17 protein-coding genes and 1 pseudogene are annotated in these 18,032 nt (G+C 65.8%); 4 read left to right on the top strand and 14 right to left on the bottom strand.

The features are described from left to right. Positions 1 to 10 precede the first annotated feature (10 nt). Entirely contained in the window at positions 11 to 793 is a 783-nt protein-coding gene (locus AB0876_RS27210; RefSeq protein WP_491841387.1) for an enoyl-CoA hydratase, read from the bottom strand. A gap of 206 nt (positions 794 to 999) precedes the next feature. Here AB0876_RS27210 and AB0876_RS27215 point away from each other — a divergent pair, with 206 nt between their 5' ends. The 3 genes and pseudogenes from AB0876_RS27215 (at position 1,000) to AB0876_RS27225 (ending at position 3,374) form a co-directional block, all read left to right on the top strand. Continuing rightward, positions 1,000 to 1,719: a TetR/AcrR family transcriptional regulator gene (locus AB0876_RS27215; protein WP_082449040.1), complete on the top strand. Its 720-nt coding sequence runs from the start codon at positions 1,000 to 1,002 to the stop codon at positions 1,717 to 1,719. A gap of 557 nt (positions 1,720 to 2,276) precedes the next feature. Further along, positions 2,277 to 2,381 (top strand): annotated as a pseudogene (locus tag AB0876_RS27220) (hypothetical protein); the annotation flags it as partial. Positions 2,382 to 2,528: 147 nt separating this feature from the next. Then, positions 2,529 to 3,374: a mycofactocin-coupled SDR family oxidoreductase gene (locus AB0876_RS27225; RefSeq protein WP_064938217.1), complete on the top strand. Its 846-nt coding sequence runs from the start codon at positions 2,529 to 2,531 to the stop codon at positions 3,372 to 3,374. 10 nt (positions 3,375 to 3,384) lie between these two features. On the opposite strand, the gene AB0876_RS27230 is transcribed toward AB0876_RS27225, so the two are convergent. Further along, the gene (locus AB0876_RS27230) at positions 3,385 to 4,191 is read right to left on the bottom strand and encodes an SDR family NAD(P)-dependent oxidoreductase (RefSeq protein WP_526043400.1); all 807 of its coding nucleotides are present in this window, start codon (positions 4,189 to 4,191) and stop codon (positions 3,385 to 3,387) included. A 39-nt stretch (positions 4,192 to 4,230) separates the two neighbouring features. Here AB0876_RS27230 and AB0876_RS27235 point away from each other — a divergent pair, with 39 nt between their 5' ends. After that, positions 4,231 to 5,523: a hypothetical protein gene (locus AB0876_RS27235; RefSeq protein WP_526043401.1), complete on the top strand. Its 1,293-nt coding sequence runs from the start codon at positions 4,231 to 4,233 to the stop codon at positions 5,521 to 5,523. Between the two features lie 7 nt (positions 5,524 to 5,530). Here the strand turns inward: AB0876_RS27235 and AB0876_RS27240 are convergent, their stop codons facing one another. The 12 genes from AB0876_RS27240 to AB0876_RS27295 all read right to left on the bottom strand — a co-directional run bounded on the left by AB0876_RS27240 (position 5,531) and on the right by AB0876_RS27295 (position 18,032). After that, entirely contained in the window at positions 5,531 to 7,957 is a 2,427-nt protein-coding gene (locus tag AB0876_RS27240) for a CaiB/BaiF CoA transferase family protein (RefSeq protein ID WP_526043402.1), read from the bottom strand. 4 nt (positions 7,958 to 7,961) lie between these two features. Next, positions 7,962 to 8,921 carry an enoyl-CoA hydratase/isomerase family protein gene (locus AB0876_RS27245; protein ID WP_055115995.1) on the bottom strand — a complete coding sequence of 320 codons (960 nt, stop codon included), beginning with the start codon at positions 8,919 to 8,921 and terminating at the stop codon, positions 7,962 to 7,964. Continuing rightward, positions 8,914 to 10,047 carry a M24 family metallopeptidase gene (locus AB0876_RS27250; RefSeq protein WP_491841062.1) on the bottom strand — a complete coding sequence of 378 codons (1,134 nt, stop codon included), beginning with the start codon at positions 10,045 to 10,047 and terminating at the stop codon, positions 8,914 to 8,916. The genes AB0876_RS27245 and AB0876_RS27250 overlap by 8 nt, the downstream gene beginning before the upstream one ends. After that, the gene (locus AB0876_RS27255; RefSeq protein ID WP_526043403.1) at positions 10,037 to 11,305 is read right to left on the bottom strand and encodes a M24 family metallopeptidase; all 1,269 of its coding nucleotides are present in this window, start codon (positions 11,303 to 11,305) and stop codon (positions 10,037 to 10,039) included. Before AB0876_RS27255 ends, AB0876_RS27250 begins: the two co-directional genes overlap by 11 nt. Next, entirely contained in the window at positions 11,302 to 12,465 is a 1,164-nt protein-coding gene (locus tag AB0876_RS27260; RefSeq protein WP_526043404.1) for an amidohydrolase family protein, read from the bottom strand. Before AB0876_RS27260 ends, AB0876_RS27255 begins: the two co-directional genes overlap by 4 nt. Positions 12,466 to 12,515: 50 nt before the next feature. Continuing rightward, positions 12,516 to 13,733 (bottom strand): cytochrome P450, encoded by a 1,218-nt coding sequence (locus AB0876_RS27265; RefSeq protein ID WP_526043405.1) that lies wholly within the window; start codon positions 13,731 to 13,733, stop codon positions 12,516 to 12,518. Positions 13,734 to 13,754: 21 nt separating this feature from the next. Next, a complete protein-coding gene (locus AB0876_RS27270) occupies positions 13,755 to 13,949 on the bottom strand; it encodes a ferredoxin (protein ID WP_491841058.1) in 195 nt (64 codons plus the stop codon). Then, positions 13,946 to 14,611, bottom strand: coding sequence for a TetR/AcrR family transcriptional regulator (locus AB0876_RS27275; RefSeq protein WP_491841057.1), 666 nt, complete (start codon positions 14,609 to 14,611; stop codon positions 13,946 to 13,948). The genes AB0876_RS27270 and AB0876_RS27275 overlap by 4 nt, the downstream gene beginning before the upstream one ends. Positions 14,612 to 14,787: 176 nt before the next feature. Continuing rightward, the gene (locus tag AB0876_RS27280; RefSeq protein ID WP_491841056.1) at positions 14,788 to 15,594 is read right to left on the bottom strand and encodes an SDR family NAD(P)-dependent oxidoreductase; all 807 of its coding nucleotides are present in this window, start codon (positions 15,592 to 15,594) and stop codon (positions 14,788 to 14,790) included. 30 nt (positions 15,595 to 15,624) lie between these two features. After that, the gene (locus AB0876_RS27285; RefSeq protein WP_526043406.1) at positions 15,625 to 16,461 is read right to left on the bottom strand and encodes an alpha/beta fold hydrolase; all 837 of its coding nucleotides are present in this window, start codon (positions 16,459 to 16,461) and stop codon (positions 15,625 to 15,627) included. Further along, entirely contained in the window at positions 16,458 to 17,039 is a 582-nt protein-coding gene (locus AB0876_RS27290) for an NADPH-dependent FMN reductase (protein WP_491841054.1), read from the bottom strand. The genes AB0876_RS27285 and AB0876_RS27290 overlap by 4 nt, the downstream gene beginning before the upstream one ends. Positions 17,040 to 17,045: 6 nt before the next feature. Continuing rightward, positions 17,046 to 18,032, bottom strand: coding sequence for a cyclase family protein (locus AB0876_RS27295; protein WP_526043457.1), 987 nt, complete (start codon positions 18,030 to 18,032; stop codon positions 17,046 to 17,048).

Raw genomic sequence — 18,032 nt, forward strand, 5'->3', positions numbered from 1 at the left:
AGGCCCAGGCCTACTTGATGTTCTGCTTCATTCCATCGATATCCATCAGTACCGGCCATCCGCTGACGCTAAGCGCATTGCCGTGCCCGGTCTGGTGAATGTCGAACACCGATTGGATCGCGGCGTAGAAGCCCTGAACGTCGAGGGTCTGATTGACCGCGCGTTTGGCCTGGCGGAGCGCGAAGGCGGGCATCTGCGCGATCTGCGCGGCCAGCTCGGCCGTCTGGACGTCGAGTTCGTCACGAGGGACGACCCGGTTGACCATGCCGGTGCGCTCGGCCTCCTCCGCGGTCAATGCCCGGCCCGTGAACAGGATCTCCTTGGCCTTGCGGGCGCCGAGTTCCCAGGTGTGACCGTGGTACTCGACACCACCGATGCCCATCAGTGCGACCGGGTCGGAGAACAGCGCATCGTCGGCGGCCAGGATCAGATCGCACGGCCAGCAGAGCAGCAGGCCGCCTGAGATGCAGCGTCCCTGCACCGCCGCGATCGACGGTTTGGGCACATTGCGCCACCGCAGCGTGTACTCCAGATAGCGTCGCGACTCGTGCTCGATGAGGAATTCCAGGGTGATCTTGTCCGGCACCGGCCCGCCGCCACGCAGGTCATGGCCTGCCGAGAAGTGCTTTCCGTTGGCCCGCAGCACGATCACCTTCACCTCGCGGTCATCGGCGGCCCTGGTCCAGGCGGCATCGAGTTCGTCGAGGAGTTCGGGGTTCTGCGCGTTGGCGGCTTCCGGCCGGTTCAGTGTGATCGTGGCGATCGAATCGGCGACGTCATAGTCGATGTACACGTGGTTCCTTCTGCTCACCGCTGCCACCCGACAGCCGTCTTCGCGATGCGGCAGCTACCGGCGAACAGCGCCCCGGCGGCGCCGAATTTTGATGCGAAACCCTTCTTCTCAAAGGACTTCTATAATTCCCTTCATGAGAATACTATTCTCACAGTACGAAAGTTACAATCTCCGACACATTGGCCGCGAGGGGGTCTGGCACCACAATGGCAAGGCGTTCTCCGGTACAGTCAGTTCATGTTCTCCCCACTCGACAAGCGTCGGAGCAGCCAGTGACCACCGCTGGCGAAGAACCCGCGTGGAAGCAACGAGCTGTCGAGCGGTCGATCAAAACGGCCAAGTTGCGCGCCGCCCAACGCGTGCAACGGTTCCTCGACGCGGCCCAGGCGATCATCATCGAAAAGGGCAGCACCGACTTCACGGTCCAGGAGGTCGTGGACCGTTCCCGTCAATCGCTGCGCAGCTTCTACCTGCAGTTCGACGGTAAACACGAACTCCTGCTCGCGTTGTTCGAAGACGCGCTGAGCCGCTCGGCCGACCAGATCCGGGCCGCCACCTCGACGCAGGGCGAACCGATCGAACGCCTGAAGGTCGCCATTCAGCTGCTTTTCGAATCGTCGCGCCCCGATCCGGCCGCCAAGCGCCCACTGTTCACCGACTTCGCTCCGCGTTTGCTGGTGTCACATCCGTCAGAGGTCAAGGTCGCCCACGCTCCGCTGCTGGCCCTGCTCACCGAACTCATGGAGGAAGCGTCCGAGGCCGGCCAGCTGCGCTCGGGGATCAACCCCCGGCGAATGGCGGCGATGACGATGCAGACCGTGATGTTCGTCGCGCAATCCAGTGGAGGCCCCGACGAGGCATCGATCCATCCGATCAGTGCCGACGAGGTCTGGGACTTCGTGGCCAACGGATTCGCCGCCAGCTAGTTGAGAATTTCGTTCTCCTAAGGAAAGAATTCTCCTTACACTCAGGCGCGTGCCCGATCTCCGGACTCACCGCTACCGCGTCGCGCAATGGGCGACCGGCACCATCGGAACCCACGCATTGCGCTCGATCATCGAGCATCCGCACCTCGAGTTGACCGCTGTTCATGTCTTCGGCGCCGACAAGGTCGGCATCGACGCGGGCGAACTGTGCGGCCTGGACCCCACCGGCATCTCCGCCGCCGACAACGTCGAGGCCATCCTCGACGCGGACCCCGACTGCGTGCTGTACATGCCGGCGGCTCCCGACGCCGAGCAGTTGTGCCGGCCATCTCGCCGCCGGAACCGTGGCCGCGCAACGAATCACCGTGTCAGGCATCCGCTCGGGGCGAGAGCTCCTGCGTTTCCGGGCCACCTGGTACTGCGGTACGAACCTCACCGAAGACTGGGACCTGCGCCCCACCGGTTGGCGCCTGACCGTGGACGGCGATGCACCACTGGACATCGACGTCCGGATGCCGATTCCGCTCGATCGGATGGCGGCAATTTCCCCGGGCTACACCGCGAACCGAGCGGTCAACGCGGTGCCCTTCGTCTGCGCCGCCGAGCCGGGCATCCGTTCCACGCTGGACCTGCCGCAGATCGTGGCCACAATGGCCGACTGAGAATCACATTCTTTTAAGCAGAGAGTACAAATTGCCCGAAACGTATCTGTCGTTGACACGGTGGGCAGCCCGGTGACAGAGTTGCTGAGCAGGTGCACAGTATTTCACCGCTACGTGGCAGACACGAACACAGAACTGGGGTAATCAATGACTGGACGGGTGGAAGGCAAGGTCGCGTTCGTCACCGGCGCGGCCCGCGGCCAGGGGCGTAGTCACGCGGTACGGCTGGCGCAAGAGGGCGCCGACATCATCGCGATCGACATCTGTGGACCGATCCGGCCCGGCGTGGAGACCGCCATCCCGGCCTCTACCTCCGATGATCTGGCCGAGACCGCGAATCTCATCAAGGGGCTCAACCGCCGCGTCGTCACGGCCGAGGTCGACGTTCGCGACGCCGATGCGATCAAGGCGGCCGTGGACAGCGGCGTCGAGCAGCTGGGTCGCCTCGACATCATCGTGGCCAACGCCGGTATCGGCAACGGCGGCGATGTCCTGCACGAGACCAGTCAGCTGGACTGGGACGAGATGATCGACATCAACCTGTCGGGTGTGTGGAAGTCGGTCAAAGCTGCTGTGCCGCACCTGATCGAAGGTGGCCGCGGCGGATCGATCATCCTGACCAGCTCGGTCGGCGGGCTCAAGGCCTACCCGCACTGCGGTAACTACGTCGCCGCCAAGCACGGCGTCGTCGGGTTGATGCGCGGATTCGCCGTGGAGTTGGGTCAGCACAACATCCGTTGCAACACCGTGCATCCCACACATGTGGCGACCCCGATGCTCCACAACGACGGCACATTCAAGATGTTCCGGCCCGACCTGGAGAACCCGGGCCCCGACGACATGGCGCCGATCTGCCAGCTGTTCCACACCCTGCCCATCCCGTGGGTCGAGGCCGTGGACATCAGCAACGCCGTGCTGTTCCTGGCCTCCGACGAGGCGCGTTACATCACCGGTGTGACGCTGCCGGTCGATGCGGGAAGCTGCCTCAAGTAGGTCCGGATCCCTAGCCCGGACCGAGTGTTGCGGCACCGGTCTGCGGGTGGCGGTACCAGCCACCCGCAGCCCGCGTGCCACCGTCGACGTGAAGCGTCTGTCCGGTGACGTACCCGGATAGACCGGAGGCCAGATAGACCGCCGCCCCGGCGATTTCGTCGACATGGCCGGCCCGGCCCAGTGGGATGGCATCAGCGATTCCCTCCGGTGGCCTGTCCGGGGACAGGGCCATAAGCCCCTCGGTGAGGGTGAGGTCGGGGGCGATCGCGTTGACCCGGATGTTGTGCGGCGCCAGTTCGAACGACGCGGTCTGGGTGTAGTTGATGACGCCCGCCTTCGCCGCCGCGTACGCGGCATAACCGGGAGCCGCCCGCACTCCTTCGATCGATGTGAGATTGATGATGCTGCCCGGCAATTCATCGGCGACCAATCGGCGTGCCACCCGCTGTGTGCACAAGAGGACGTGGCGCAGATTGCTCCGATACAGCGCGTCCCAACCGTTCTCGCTCGTTTCCAGCAGCGACGAGGCGAACACTCCGCCGGCGTTGTTGACCAGGATCCGGACCGGGCCCAGTTCGGCGGTCGTTCGGGCCAAGGCGGCATCCACCTGTTCGCCGTCGCGCACATCGGTGACGATGCCGAGTGCCCCGATGGAGTCGGCGGCCTCGGCACAGCTCTGCTCGTTGCGCTCCCAGATGGCCACCGAGGCGCCGAACGCCGCCAATCCGGCAGCGATACCCCGGCCGATGCCGGCGCCCCCACCGGTGACCACAGCCACCTGTCCCGTGAGCAGAATGTCAGAAGGATTGATAGCCATGGTGATTGAGGCTAACGGTGGGACAGGCGGTGAGGCTAGATGCAACGGTGGGTGACCGGCGACGGAACCGGCCTTGAATTTCCCGCTGATCCGGACACGTTCCGTGACGCCGGACCGGTGTTCCTGACCGCAGCCCTGCATGCCTTCGGCGCTCTCCCGCAGGACAACCGGATCAGCGCGATCACCCGCTTCGAGGATTGCACCGGAGGCAGCACCGGGCGCAAGGCCCTACTGAACGTTCGGTACGCGGATCCGGCCGACGGCCTGCCGACCGAACTGTTCGTGAAGTTCTCCCGCGACTTCGACAATCCCCGCCGCGATCGGGGAAAGACGCAGATGGAGCTCGAGGTGGCATTCGGGGCGTTGTCGGTCGCCGCCAAGCTACCCGTCACCGTGCCGGTGTGCCTGTTCGCCGACTATCACCACGCGTCCGGCACCGGCATGCTGCTGACCGAACGGATCTCGTTCGGCAGCGGCGGCGTCGAGCCACACCACGACAAGGGCCTGGACTACCGGATGCCTGATCCACTCGGTCACTACCGAACCTTGCTGGCCTCGGTCGCACGGTTGGCCGGCGCCCACCAGGCCGGGGCGCTCCCCGATACGGTGGCCGATCAATTCCGTTACGACGCCGCCAAAGTGACGGTAGGCGCCCGGGTGCACCACTCTCCGAAAGAGCTCACCGAGCAGGTTCACCGACTGGTCGCCTTCGCGACGCGGTACCCGGGGCTGCTGCCTGCCGTCGACGGCCGGCCGGAGTTCACCGCCCGCATGCTGGCCGACGTCGCCCGCATTGCCGCGGCCGAGGACGCGATCATGGCCTGGCTGCACGCCACCGAGGATCAGATCGCACTGTGCCACTGGAATGCCAACGTCGACAACGCCTGGTTCTGGGCCGAACCCGATGGCACCCTGGGCTGCGGCTTGATGGACTGGGGTTGCGCCAGCGTGATGAACGTCGCGATGGCTCTGTGGGGTTCGCTGTGCAGCGCCGAGACCGCGCTCTGGGACCAGCATCTCGACGTCCTGCTCACCCACTTCGCCTCCGAGTACATGGCCGCCGGTGGGCCGGTGCTCGACCTCGACAGGCTACGGACTCAGCTCATGCTGTACGCCGCGGTGATGGGCGTGGCCTGGTTGCTCGACACTCCGGCCCACCTTCAGGCCTACCTTGAGTCCACCGCGCCTGACCATCACATCGACCGCTTCGACCCGCGGATCGCCGACAACGAGCCGGTACGGGCCCAGTTACTGATGCTGTCCAATGTGCTGCACCTCTGGCACACCCAGGATTTCGGTGCGTTGCTCGACGAGTTCGCGCGCCGGCCCTGAGCCCGGCTCAGCGAGTTGCCTTGCGACGTCCACCCACGCCGGGTTCAGTGCCGATCACGCCGTCCTCGGCTAGTGCCGTGATCTCGTCGTCAGACAATCCGAGCTCAGCCAGCAGTTCGTGATTGTGCTCGCCGAGCAGCGGTGCGGGCTGCCGGTGCAGCGCCCGCGGTCCGTTGGCCAGCGAGACGGGCAGGGTGCTGTGGGGTGCGGCGTTGTTCACCGGATGCCCGACCTGCTCGAAGAAGCGCCGGAAGCGCACCTGCGGAAGCTCCAACTGACGGTGCGGCTGCATCACCTTGGCCACCGGAACCTCAGCAGGCCAGAGGATTTCGACGATCTCGTCGCCGCTGCGGGGCAGGCACCAGGCCGCGAGTTTCTCGTCGATCAGATCGTGGCGATCCCGGCGCCCGGCGGCGGTGTCCAATGCCGGATCCATCGCCCAGTCCGGTTGCCCGAGCGCCGCACGGAGCGCGGCCCACTGGGCATCGGTGCTGACCGCGATGGCCACCCAACTGTCGGCACGGCCGAACTCGTCGATCTCGGCGGTCTGGTAGATGTTCTGCGGCGCCGCGGCCGGCCCACGGTTGCCGTCGCGCTGAAGCAGCGCACCGTAGGCCGAGTATTCGATGACCTGCTCGGCGCCGATGTTGAGTGCGGCGTCGACCATCGCGGCCTCGACAAGCACCCCTTGCCCGGTGCGACGCCGGTGCTCGAGTGCGAGCATCAATCCCGACAACGCATGCACGCCGGCGTTGGGGTCACCGATCGAATACGGTTCGAACGGGGTGCGATCCGGGTAGCCGGTGAGCCAGCTCAATCCGGACGCATCCTCGATGATGTAGGCGAAAGCCGGGTTGTCCCGCCACGGCCCGTCGAGGCCGAAGCCGGGCATCCGGACCATGATGATGTCTTCGCGCAACTCTCGTAGCGACTCGAAGTCGAGCCCGATCTGTTCGATCACCCTCGGGGTGAAGTTCTCCACCACCACGTCGCAGGTGGCGATCAGCCGGCGCAGCAGATCCCGGCCCTGCTCGGTCTGGAAGTCCAGGGTCAGGCTCTTCTTGTTGGTGTTGAGCGCACTGAAGATCGGCGAGCGCTCCCACCACTGCTCTACAGAGGCCGGGATCCCGGCGATCAGCCGGGTGCCGTCCGGACGTGGGGTCGATTCGAGGTGGATCACCTCGGCGCCGAGCAGGCCCAGCGGATGGGTGCACGAAGGTCCGGCCCAGAACGTGGTCATGTCGAGCACGCGCAACCCGCTGAACGGCAACCGATCCCCGCCGGGAGTGCCGGCCGGCGCGTCGCGCGGGACCAACTCGTCCGCCCTGACCTGCTCGGTGTGCTCGCCGAGCCGGGGAGCCGACGCCGCCTCCCTCAACGCCACCCCGGACAGCCGGTACGGCGCGGCGGGCTGGGTGAACCCGTACTGCGGGTTCTGGACGAACGCCTGGCGCTGCACGAAATGGTCCATGGCGGTGACGTTCTCACCGTTGCCGACCGGGGAGTTCGGGATCCGGAAGGCCCCTGCAAGTTCACGAAGATCTTCCGCTTTTTGTTCGCGCACCCAGTCGTAGAGCTCCTCGGCATGAAGATTGGCCTGCTCGGTGATGGTGAGCTCGGAGTTTTCGTCGATCCACTCGTCATGCCCCGACATCGCGCACAGATCCCACCACTGCTGGGCCGTGCCGCATCCGAGCGCCACCAGCCCGTCGGCGGCCTCCGCGACACCCGGAACCGTGGGCCTGCGCTCGGTACGCCACGGACGGCCCAGCATCTCGAAATAGGTGACCGGGTAATATGTCAGGCCCAGGATCTGCGCCTCCAGCGCCGAAAGGTCCACCAGCTCGCCGTGGCCGTCACGGATCGCCCGCGCCCGAAACGCCAGCGTCATCGCCGCCGTGTAGGCGCCGGCCAACCACTCGCCCACCTGTCCGCCGATGGACACCGGCGCTCGGTCCTGCACGCCACGTCCGATGCCGATCGCGCCGCCGGACCACGCCTGCAGGGTGAATTCGGTGGCGGCCCTGCCGCTCCACGGACCATCCAACCCGAACGGTGTGATTGTGGTGACGATCAGATGTGGATGCCGCCGAAACAGATCCTCCGGCGCGACCTTCTGGGCCACAGCCGATTCCGGCGACCAGATCACGGCATCGGCCGCTGCCACCAAGCGGTCCAGCAACTCACGGTCACCGGAGGCCTCGTGGTCAACGACCACGCTGCGTTTCCCGCCGGCCAAGAATGCGAACAACGCACCGTCCCGGTCCGGACCGATGTCTGCCCCCGACGCCGACCAACGGCGCAACGGATCGCCTTCGGGTGATTCGACTTTGATCACGTCGGCGCCGCCGTCGGCAAGGATCTTCGTGGCGTACGCGCCCGCGATCCCGCTGGACAGGTCGATGACGGTGTAGCCGTCTAGTGGTGAGCTCATGCGTCTATTCGGGTTTCGCCCTGTTCTTCTTGGACAGCCGGAAATCGGGCGGGAACTTGCTGTCGTTGTCATTGACTGCGGCCGACAGCCCGGAATCGATCGACTCGAACATGTCGAGGTCGTCATCGCTGTCGTTGGCCACCCCGTTGCCCATCGACTCGAAGAACGCGGACAGCAGGCTGCCCATGTACTCACCCTGTTGCTGTTTGAAGATCTCGAAGAACATCTTCTGCTGAAAGACGGTGTCCACCGGCCGGTTCCGGGTACAGGCGAGCGCGTACTTCTGCACCTCGGCTTCCAGCTGATCGCGTGCCACCACCTTGTTCAGGAAGTTGCAGTCGTACATCTCCGCTGCGGTGAACGGCCGGCCGGTGAAGACCATCTCCTGGAACTTGCGCAGCCCCATCATCTGGACCCACGTCCACATGCGGGGTCCCCACCCGTGATACCGGAACGACGGATGCCCGAAGAGCGCATCGTCCGACGAGATCACGAGGTCGGCATCGGCGCACTGGTAGAAGTGCCAGCCATAGCAGTAGCCCTTGGCCTCGACGATGCTGATCTTCTTGAAATCCTGCAACGCACGGTTGCCTGCCTGGGAGTTGGCGTACCACGAGCTGATGGTGGCGCCGTTGCGGAAGGTGCCCTTGGGCGGGTACGTCACCTCCCCTACTCCGTCATCCTCCAGCCGCAGCTCCGCCAGCCGTACCGCCGGATTGTCGTTACCCTCCATGAACTCCGGCAGATCCGCCCCGCTGCCCAGGTTGTCCCCCACGCCGCGGATGATCACTACCTTGACGTCGTTGTCGGCGTTGGCCGCCCGCAGCACGTCGGCGTAACGCAGCCGGGCCATCGACGTCGGCGCGTTGAGGAATTCCGGCCGGTTGAAGGTGATGGTGGCGATCTTGGTCCTGGGGTCCTTCTCGTAGAGGATGATCTCCTCCGGTGTGGGCCGCTCAGACATGTGCCACCTCACTGTCGGTCGGGGCCTGGGTCAGCACCTCTGGGCCGTCGGCCCCCACGACAATGGCATCGCGGGTGAACACCGCACCGACGCCCTGCTCCCAGACATAGCCCGTCACGGCCAGGACCATGCCCTCCTCGAGGATGTCGGCCTCGGCGGTCGCCCGCAAGGTCGGCGACACCACCGGCGGGTCAAATCCCAACCCGAGCCCGTGCGCCACCGGCATCGCCGGCAGCGGTTCGCCGGCCTGTTCGTACGCATCGAGTAACCCGCTCGTCGGCTTTCCGGCGCGGCAGGCGTCAACCAGCCTGTCCCACAGGTCATCCCGGCGCCGGTACAGCGCTCGAACCGCATCTGTCGGTTCGCCCACGTAAACCGTCCGCGCCACCTCCGCGACGTAACCGTCTGCGAGCACGCCCGCCGACAGAGCCACCAGGTCACCCTCGCTCACGCGCCCGTCACCTTCGGCACGACGCCACGGATGGTCTTTCGAGGTGACCCACGCAGCGTCCTGGGTGGCCGGGGTGCTCACCCCACCGGCGGCCTCGGCCTCCAATATCGCACCGGCGAGACGCTTCTCGGTGGTTCCCGGGACCAGCTCGGCAATGCCTTTCGCCAGTCCCTCCTCGGCGACGGCCAGCGCGCGGCGCAGTGCCACGATCTCCTCGGGGGTCTTGACCCGGCGTGCGGCGCGCATTGCCTGCTCACCGTCCACCAGCTCCGCGTTCGGGAAGGCCATCGGCAGCAGCTTGGCGAAGGTGGGTGTCAGAGCGTCTGTTCCGATGCGCCACGCCGAGTCGGCGCCCTTGATGCTCTGCAGCACGCCGACCAGAGTCATCGGGTTCCAGGCGAAGCCGTACAGGTTCTCGTGTGGGATCTCCTCGGGGATGCCCTCGTCCCACGTGCTGTTGAGGTGGATTTCACCGGTGGCACGGACGAAGGTGCAGATCGGCCCGAACGGCCGGGTACCCACCACCCACAGCTGCGGGGCGCCGGAGATGTATCGAACGTTGGCCTGCCTGCCCAGTACGAGCGCGTCGAGGCCATGCGCCTCCATCTGGGCGATGGCGCGCTCCCGGCGGCTGACGCGCAGTGCCAGGCCGTCGGCCTCGATTTCAGTTCCCACGGGACACCTCATAGGGGTCGTACGGATATGCGGTCAGCGGCATCCAGCCGCCCTCGGTCACCACCACGATCTCCTCGCCGCGGTAGCCGCCGGTGCCGTCCTCCCAGACCACCGGCTCGAACACCAGCAGCATGCCTTCCGGGAAGACGAAGTTGTCGTCCCATTCCTGGCCGAGATCCGTTCCGATCATCGGCATCTCAGCCGCGCTGGTACCGATGCCGTGCCCCAGGTAGAAGTGCGGGAGCCACGGCTTCTGCCCACCGCCGGCCGCGGTCGCCGCCCGGCCGAGGTCACCACAGGTGGCGCCGGCCCTGGTCACCGACAGCACGGCGTCGACGATGCGACTCCACTTGTCGAACTGCTTCTGTTGGGCCGCGGTGGGATCCTGACCGACGATCCAGGTGCGCCCGTGGTCAGAGCAGTAGCCGTGATAGGCGATGGACACGTCGGTCCACAGCACGTCGCCCTGCTGCAACTCGCGCTCGGTGGTGAGCAGCGGCAGGGCGAGATCGCCGGTGGTGGTCCAGGTGCCCTCCGCCTTCGACGCGGGCATGGCCTGCCAGATCGAGTCGAACATGTTGGTCGTGGCGCCCAGTTCGAAAGTACGGCGCACGAATTCGGCAGAGAGGTCGATCTGGCGCACACCGGGCGCCAGCGACTTGTGGATCTCCGCAACGGCCTGTTCGGTGATCTGACAGGCCCGGCGGATGCAGGCGATCTGGTCGATGGTCTTGACGATCTTGGCCGCACCGATCACCGGGCCGGCATCCACCGGCGCGCTGGGGAACAACGCGCTACCGGCGAGCCGCATCGCCCCGGTCAACTCGTCGGTCGCGATGGTCGCACCCGCCGGTAGCAGGCCGGACAGGATCTTTGCGAATTCCGCAACACCCTCGTCGAATTCGAGGTAGACCGGCCCGTGCAGGTGATCATCGGGCAGCCCGGTTTCCATGGCCGCGCCCTCACGGAACGGCAGGAACAGGTGCGGGTGTTCATCACCGGCCAGCACGACCGCGATCGGCCGTTCCACGTGCGACAGTCCGGCGTCGGCCAGCGGCCAGGCGATGCCGGTGGCGTACATGACATTGCTGTTGCCGAGCAGCACGAGCGCGTCGACACCTTGGTCCGTCATCGCGGCATGCAGGCGCGCGCTGACCTCACGACGCAGCCGGTCGAGGTCAGGCTCATCCGGGATGTCGAACGGAGTGAAGCCGGTTCGGGCGATCTGGGTGACGCCTGAAAGCGTCGAACTCGTCATAGGAGCCCCAGGAAATTCTGGATGTTGGTCGACACGATCTTGGTCGCGTTCTCCGGTCCGACCGCCTCCACGACGGTGGCCAGAGACTTCTCGGAGTACCCGAAAGTGCTTTCGTTGTGCGGGTAGTCGCTGGACCACATCACGTTGTCGACACCGATCTCGTCGATCAGCCGCAGGCCGAGCGGATCCACCATGAACGAGGCGGCCATGTGCTCGTTCCAGTAGTGCCGGACATCGTGTTGCAACTCGTGATTGAACATGTGCCGGTAGGAGGCCAGCATGTGCTCGGCATCCTGCAATGCGGTGGGAACCCAGGCGATTCCACCCTCGAACCAACCGACCTTGAGTGTGGGATGCCGATCGAGGATGCCGGAGAAGACGTACTTGGCGAACTGCTCACGGAAGGAATCGACGTTGACCATCATGCCGACCACCACGCTGTTGTTCTCGCACGGCGTCTTGGGCGGCGTCTCGCCGATATGGTGGCTGACCGGGATGCCAGACGCCTCGATCTCGTCCCAGACCGCATCCATCGCGGTGCTGCCGTAGTCGTAGATGTTGCCCTCGTCGTCCTTGCCCGGATTCAGCGGCAGCAGGAAGGTCTTGAGGCCCAGCGACTTCAGCTCCTCCAGGGTGCTTCGCGTGCCCTTCGGATCCCACCAGTTGATCAGGCCGACGCCGTAGAAGTGTCCGCCTGACTGCTCCTGCAGAGCAGCGATGTGCTCGTTGTAGATCCGGAACACCCGCTCACGCAATGCCTTGTCCGGGTAGTGGAACAGGGCCAGCACCGCGTTCGGGAACGCCAGCTCCTTGTCGATGCCGTCCTCTTTCAGCTCCCTGATGCGGGCCGCGATGTTGTTCGACGCGGCCCCCGCGAGATCGTCGTACTGCATCAGCACGCGGCCGAAATCGCCTCCGGTCCAGGCCTTGCCCTTCATACCGACCATGTAGGCGCCGTCCTCGTACCAGATCCGCGGCGCGGCACCCTTGAGCTCCTCGGGGAAGCGCTCGAAGAAGATATCGTCGGCCACCGAGATGTGGTTGTCGGCCGAGAAGATCTCGGTACCTGGTGGCAGTCCGAGGTCACCGGTCGCATGTCCGCGCCGGTTCTTCGGTGCCCCAAAGCCTTCCGGCGGATAGAGGGTCGTCGAAGCAGTCATCTGTGGTACTCCAATCGGGCTGTGAGGGCTGAGGGATCGGCTTGCGGCGACTACCAGGTGACGGGGAGTTCGTAGACGCCGTAGGCGAGACGGTCGTGCTTGAACGGCACCTCGTCGAGCGGAACGGCCAAGCGCAGGGTCGGAATCCGGCGCAGCAGCGTGTGGAACACGATCTGCAGTTCGGCGCGTGCCAGCTGCTGACCGACGCATTGATGCCTGCCGTAGCCGAAGCCGAGTTGCTGGCCGGCGTCGCGGCTGAGGTCGAGCTTGTCGGGCTCCGCGTAGGCCTTCGCGTCCCAGTTGGCCGGCGACAGGTCGATGATGACGCCGTCACCGGCGCGGATGGTCTCGCCGCTGATCTCGATGTCCTCCAGCGCGACCCGCCGCTGGCCGGTCTGGATGATGGACAGATAACGCATCAGTTCCTCGACCGCGTTGGCGATCACCTTCGGATCGTCGGCGGCACGCAGGAAGTCGGCCTGCTCAGGGTTCTCCAGCAGCGCCAGGATGCCGATGCCGATCATGTTGGCGGTGGTCTCATGTCCGGCGATCAGCAGACCGGTGCCCAGCTGCGCGGCCTCCTTGACGCTGATCTCCCCGGCGGTCACGCGCTCGGCCAGATCGGACACCGCGTCCTCGGACGGGTTAGCCTGCTTCTCCTCTACCAGATTGATCAGGTACTGGTGCAGGCTCATCGCGCCCTTCTGCATGGCATCGGCTGCCGCGTAGCGGGCCAGACCGGCGTTGGCATGCTCCTGGAAGAACTCGTGGTCTTCGTAAGGGACGCCGAGCATCTCGCTGATCACCACGGTGGGCACCGGCAACGCCAGCTTGGCAACCAGGTCGGCGGGCTGCGGGCCGGCCAGGATCTCGTCGATGCACTCGTCGGTGATCTTCTGGATGGCCGCGCGCAGCCCCTCGACGCGACGGAACGTGAACGGCTTGGACAGCATCCGGCGGAACCGGGTGTGCTCCTCGGCGTCGGAGGTGAACACCGAGCGCGGCCGCTTGTCGACAGTGGAGAGCATGTGCTCGTTCCAGTGCGGGAAACCCTCGATTCGGTCGTCCACGCTGATCCGGGAGTCTGCGAAGAGAGTCCGGGCCTCTTCGTGGCCGGTGATCAACCAGGGGGTGTCGCCGTTCCAGATCTTGACGCGGAAAAGACCTTTGGGGTTTCCCAGCATGGGCGGTGGCGGCGCGAACGGGCACCGTACATCGCGCTCCATCGGGTAGTCGGGGATGTCGACTTCGGTCAGCGTCTCAGACATATGGTGCTTCCGTTCCTCAAGTCAGTCTTGAATTTCGATGGCCAGGGCTGGGCAGGCCGCGGCGGCGCGGCGGGCGTTGTCGGTTTGATCCGGACCGGGGACGGGTTCGAGCAGCACAACGACACCGTCTTCGTCGCGCTGGTCGAATACCGCACTGGCGTTGAGTACGCACTGCCCCGAAGAGACACACTTGTCCTGGTCGACAATGACTTTCACAGGAGGTCGCTTTCTCGAGTAACCGGCGCCATCCACAGACCGACGATCGCGTCGATCAGCCCCGACGCCGCGCCCTGCCAGGACGCCCGCGGCACGGTGCCGCCCTGGGCCATCGCGCGTTCGCGATCAGCGGCACTGTGCATCAGGAGATTGCGCGCCATGATGTTGCGTTCGACCCGGATCTCATCGGGCAGATCGGGGAGGCAGTTTTTCATCCCATCGATGACCTGCACCAGCGACGCGGAGCTCAGGGCGTCACGAACCACGATGTTGTGGTAGGCCGGATCGGTCATCACCTGCGCGGCGAACCTGGCATACCAGGTCGGGTTGCCCAGCGCGGCAAGGTGATCGGTGAGTGGCTGCACCAGGCAGGCAACCCAGTCCCTCAGCTCGGCCGACGCACCGGTGTCGGCAACCATCTGCTCGCGCAGGCACTCGATCGGACCACGGTGCTTGTGCTCGATCGCGCGGACCAGATCCGTCTTGGTGCCGAAGTGGTAGCCGACCGCGGCGTTGTTGCCCTGCCCGGCCGCCTCGCTCACCTGGCGGTTGGATACCGCGAACACCCCGTGCTCGGCATAGAGGCGCTCAGCCGCCTTGAGGATCGCCTCCTGGGTACTGCTCGCCCGATCGGCGCGGGCGGTCCGGTTGGCTGCTGTCACCGTTACAGTCAACGCCCCTCCTGTAATTAAGTCAAGCACTTGATTTAATCTTCCGCGGCCGCCGTCCCCGAGCGCGCCAACACTACGGTTTTTGACGCGATAACCAGGTTTTTCCGTCAAAAACCGTAGTCTCGGCGAGGCAACTTGGCGGGGCTGCGCGGGGTGGGCTACTTCGGCTACTTGGGCTTTCTCACGATCACCTTGCCCGCGACGGTGCCCCCATCGATCGGCAGGATGGTTCCCGTCACGTACCGGGACCGGTCGGTCGCGAAGTACAGCGCCGCCTCGGCCACGTCCTCGACCGTGCCCTCCCGCTTGAGCGGGCGGTCGTTGCGCATCTGGGCGCGGATCCCGGCCTCGAACTCCTCGATACGCTCACGCTCCTCGGGGGAAGCCGACTTGGCCACGATCGCGGTCCGGATATTGCCAGGAGCGATGGCGTTGACGCGGATCTCGTAGTGGGCCAACTCGATCGCCGCCGACTTCGTGAACTGGATGACCGCAGCCTTGGAGGCGCGATACGTCATCACCCCACCGCCGGCCTGGATCCCGCCGATCGAAGTCAGGTTGAGGATCGATCCGCCGCCGTGCTCGGACATGTACCTTGCGGCATCACGGGTACCGGCCATGACAGCACGGACGTTGACCCGCATCACGGTGTCGAAATCGGCGAGATCGTCGTCGAGGAAGCGGCGGTGCATCCGGCCCGAGACCCCGGCGTTGTTGACCATGACGTCCAGGCCGCCGAAGTCCTCCACCGCCGTCGAGACCAGACGTCCCACCTGCTCGACGTCAGCCACGTCCGTGAACAGGAACGCGGCGTTTTCACCGAGTTCCGCGGCCAGCGCCTTGCCGCGGTCCTCGTCGACATCGCCGATCAGCACCTTGGCGCCCTCAGCCGCGAATCGGCGCACCAACCCTTCACCGAGACCCGACGCACCGCCGGTGACGACCGCGACTTTTCCGGCCAACTCGTTAGTCATGCGCGATCCCGCTCCGCTTCTCGCTCGTGGTCATTCGACCTCTTTCAGAAAATCCAGCAGCACCTCGACGAGTGCGACAGGCTGTTCGATCTGCGGGCAGTGCCCGGCACCGGGAATCACCGCACTGCGGGCGCCGGCGATCTGGCCGGCGATCTCGGCGGCCCAGCCGGACGGCAGCAGCTTGTCACGATCCCCCTCGATGATCATGGTCGGCACACCGATGCGGTCGTATGCCCGCTGCGACGACGGCATCGCCGGCGGCTGGAGTCCGGGCCGTCGAAAACGGGCCGCCGCCAGGGATTCCCAGGCTCCCGGCGCGATGCTCGACTCGTACCGCCGCTGCACATACGCCTCGTCGGCCGGGTAGGACGGGTCGGCGAACAGTGCGGTGACGATGCGTCGCATCCCGTCCGGCGTGGCGTCGTAGTCGTACAACGCCGCCGAATGTTCGTTGCGCTGGATCTCCCCTCCCCCGCAGATCGCCGTGAGCGATCGCACCGGGAGACGCGGGGTCTCCGACGTGGTGTCGACGAGCAGGTTGATCGCCCCCATCGAGTTGCCGACGAAATGCGCTCCCGCAACACCGAGTTCGGCGCAGAACCGGGCGACGTGCCGAATCCGCATGCCCCGGCCGTCGTTGAAATCGATGACCTTGGCGCTCTCACCGAAGCCCAGCATGTCCGGAGCGAGCACCCGGTAATGCTCGGACAGCGCTCCGATGACACGCTCCCAACCCAATTCGGCACTGACGCCGAACTCGCCACCGTGAAGTAGGACGACAGGGTCGCCGGACCCAGCTTCCAGGTAACCGGTCGTCAGGCCGTCGACGTCGATGCTCTTGCGGGCGAACGTCCGCTGCGCCGTCACTGCGGGGCTCCGCCGGACCGACCGAAGTTCAGCAACTGGGTGGCCAACATGTCGAGTTGACCGCGTACGGTTCCGTCGGCCAACTCACCTGTCTCAGACCAGATCTTGTCCGCGGAGTTGATCGCCACCCCCAGTGGAGTGGGCCAGGCCCGCAGTGAGTGACCGATCGTACGCAACTGGCCCAGCGTGCCCACCGCAGCCTGCCAGCCGTAAGCGCAGCTGATGCAGCCCCACGGGGTGTTGTCCAGGTACACCCTCGGGTCCTCCCGCAGATCCTCGATGTAGTCCAATGCGTTCTTGACCAGACCGGAGATCGCGCCGTGGTACCCCGGTGAGCCCACCACCACCGCGTCGGCGTCACGCAGCGCGGACACGAAGTCGAGGGCCGCGGGCGTGCGCTCCAAAGAGTGTGGCGCGTACATCGGCAATTCGAGATCCGGTCCGGCGAACATCCGCGTCCGGCCCCCTTGCCGCTCCACGGCTGCCAGGCAGTACCGCACGGCCCGCTCGGTCGAGGAGTCGGCGCGCAGTGTGCCGCCCAGCCCGACCACGAACGGCACTTTCTCAGTTGACGTCATCTCACCTCACTTGATCGCAATGGGATTCACCGGCGAACCGACGGCACCGGTAACCCGCAGCGGCGGGGCGACGAGCTGGAACTCGTAAACGCCGTCGGCCGCGCAGTCCGCGGCCAGCGGACCGAGATCCCAGTACTCGCCGAGCATCAGGCCCATATCGCGCAGACACAACATGTGCATCGGCAGGAACGTGCCCTCGACACCGTTGGCCGGGTCCGGGTCTTCGACCATCAGATTGTCGGCGGCGACCGCCGCCACCTGATGGTCGTGTAGCCACGAGGCACAGTGCCAGTCGAGTCCGGATCCGGGCTCGGCGCCGTCACCGTTCGCCGAAAACCGTGTCCACCAACCCGTGTGGACCATCACGATGTCACCCGGGGTGATGCTCACCCCCTGCGCCCTGGCCACATCGTCGAGTTCGGCCGGGGTGATCGGGTTACCCGGCTCCAGGAACTGCTCGGCACTGCGGTGGCGGACCAGGTCGAGGAGCACCCCGCGCGACGTGATGCCCTTGCCGTCCACCTTGTCGATGCCGCAGTGGAAGGCACCGAAGCTGGTGACCGAATCCGCGGGGAACCCGTTGTAGAGCTTGTCCTCGTAGTAGACGTGCGACAGCGCATCCCACTGCGTGGCCGCCTGCAGCGGCATGACGATCATGTCGTCGTTGAAGCGGAACGGGTTGTCCACGAAGAACCCGCTGACCTCATGTGCCACCGTGTTGCGCAGCCACTGCGGTCCATACTGCGCCAGGGTGTGGGCGTCGCCACCGTCCACCGTCATCACATGCGTCGGGTTCTGCCGGAACTGGAAGGCCCCCTGCGGCCCGGCCGACGAGAAGTCGACACCGAGCGCGAACACCTTGCCCTGCTTGGCCAGTGACGCACCCTCGGCCACCTTGTCGGCGGTGATCAGGTTCAGGGTGCCGAGTTCATCGGCGTCGCCCCAACGACCCCAGTTGCGCACATCGTCGGCGACCTTGCGGAAGTCGTGCAT

The organism is Mycobacterium sp. NPDC049093 (assembly GCF_040704635.1).
Classification (GTDB): Bacteria; Actinomycetota; Actinomycetes; order Mycobacteriales; family Mycobacteriaceae; genus Mycobacterium.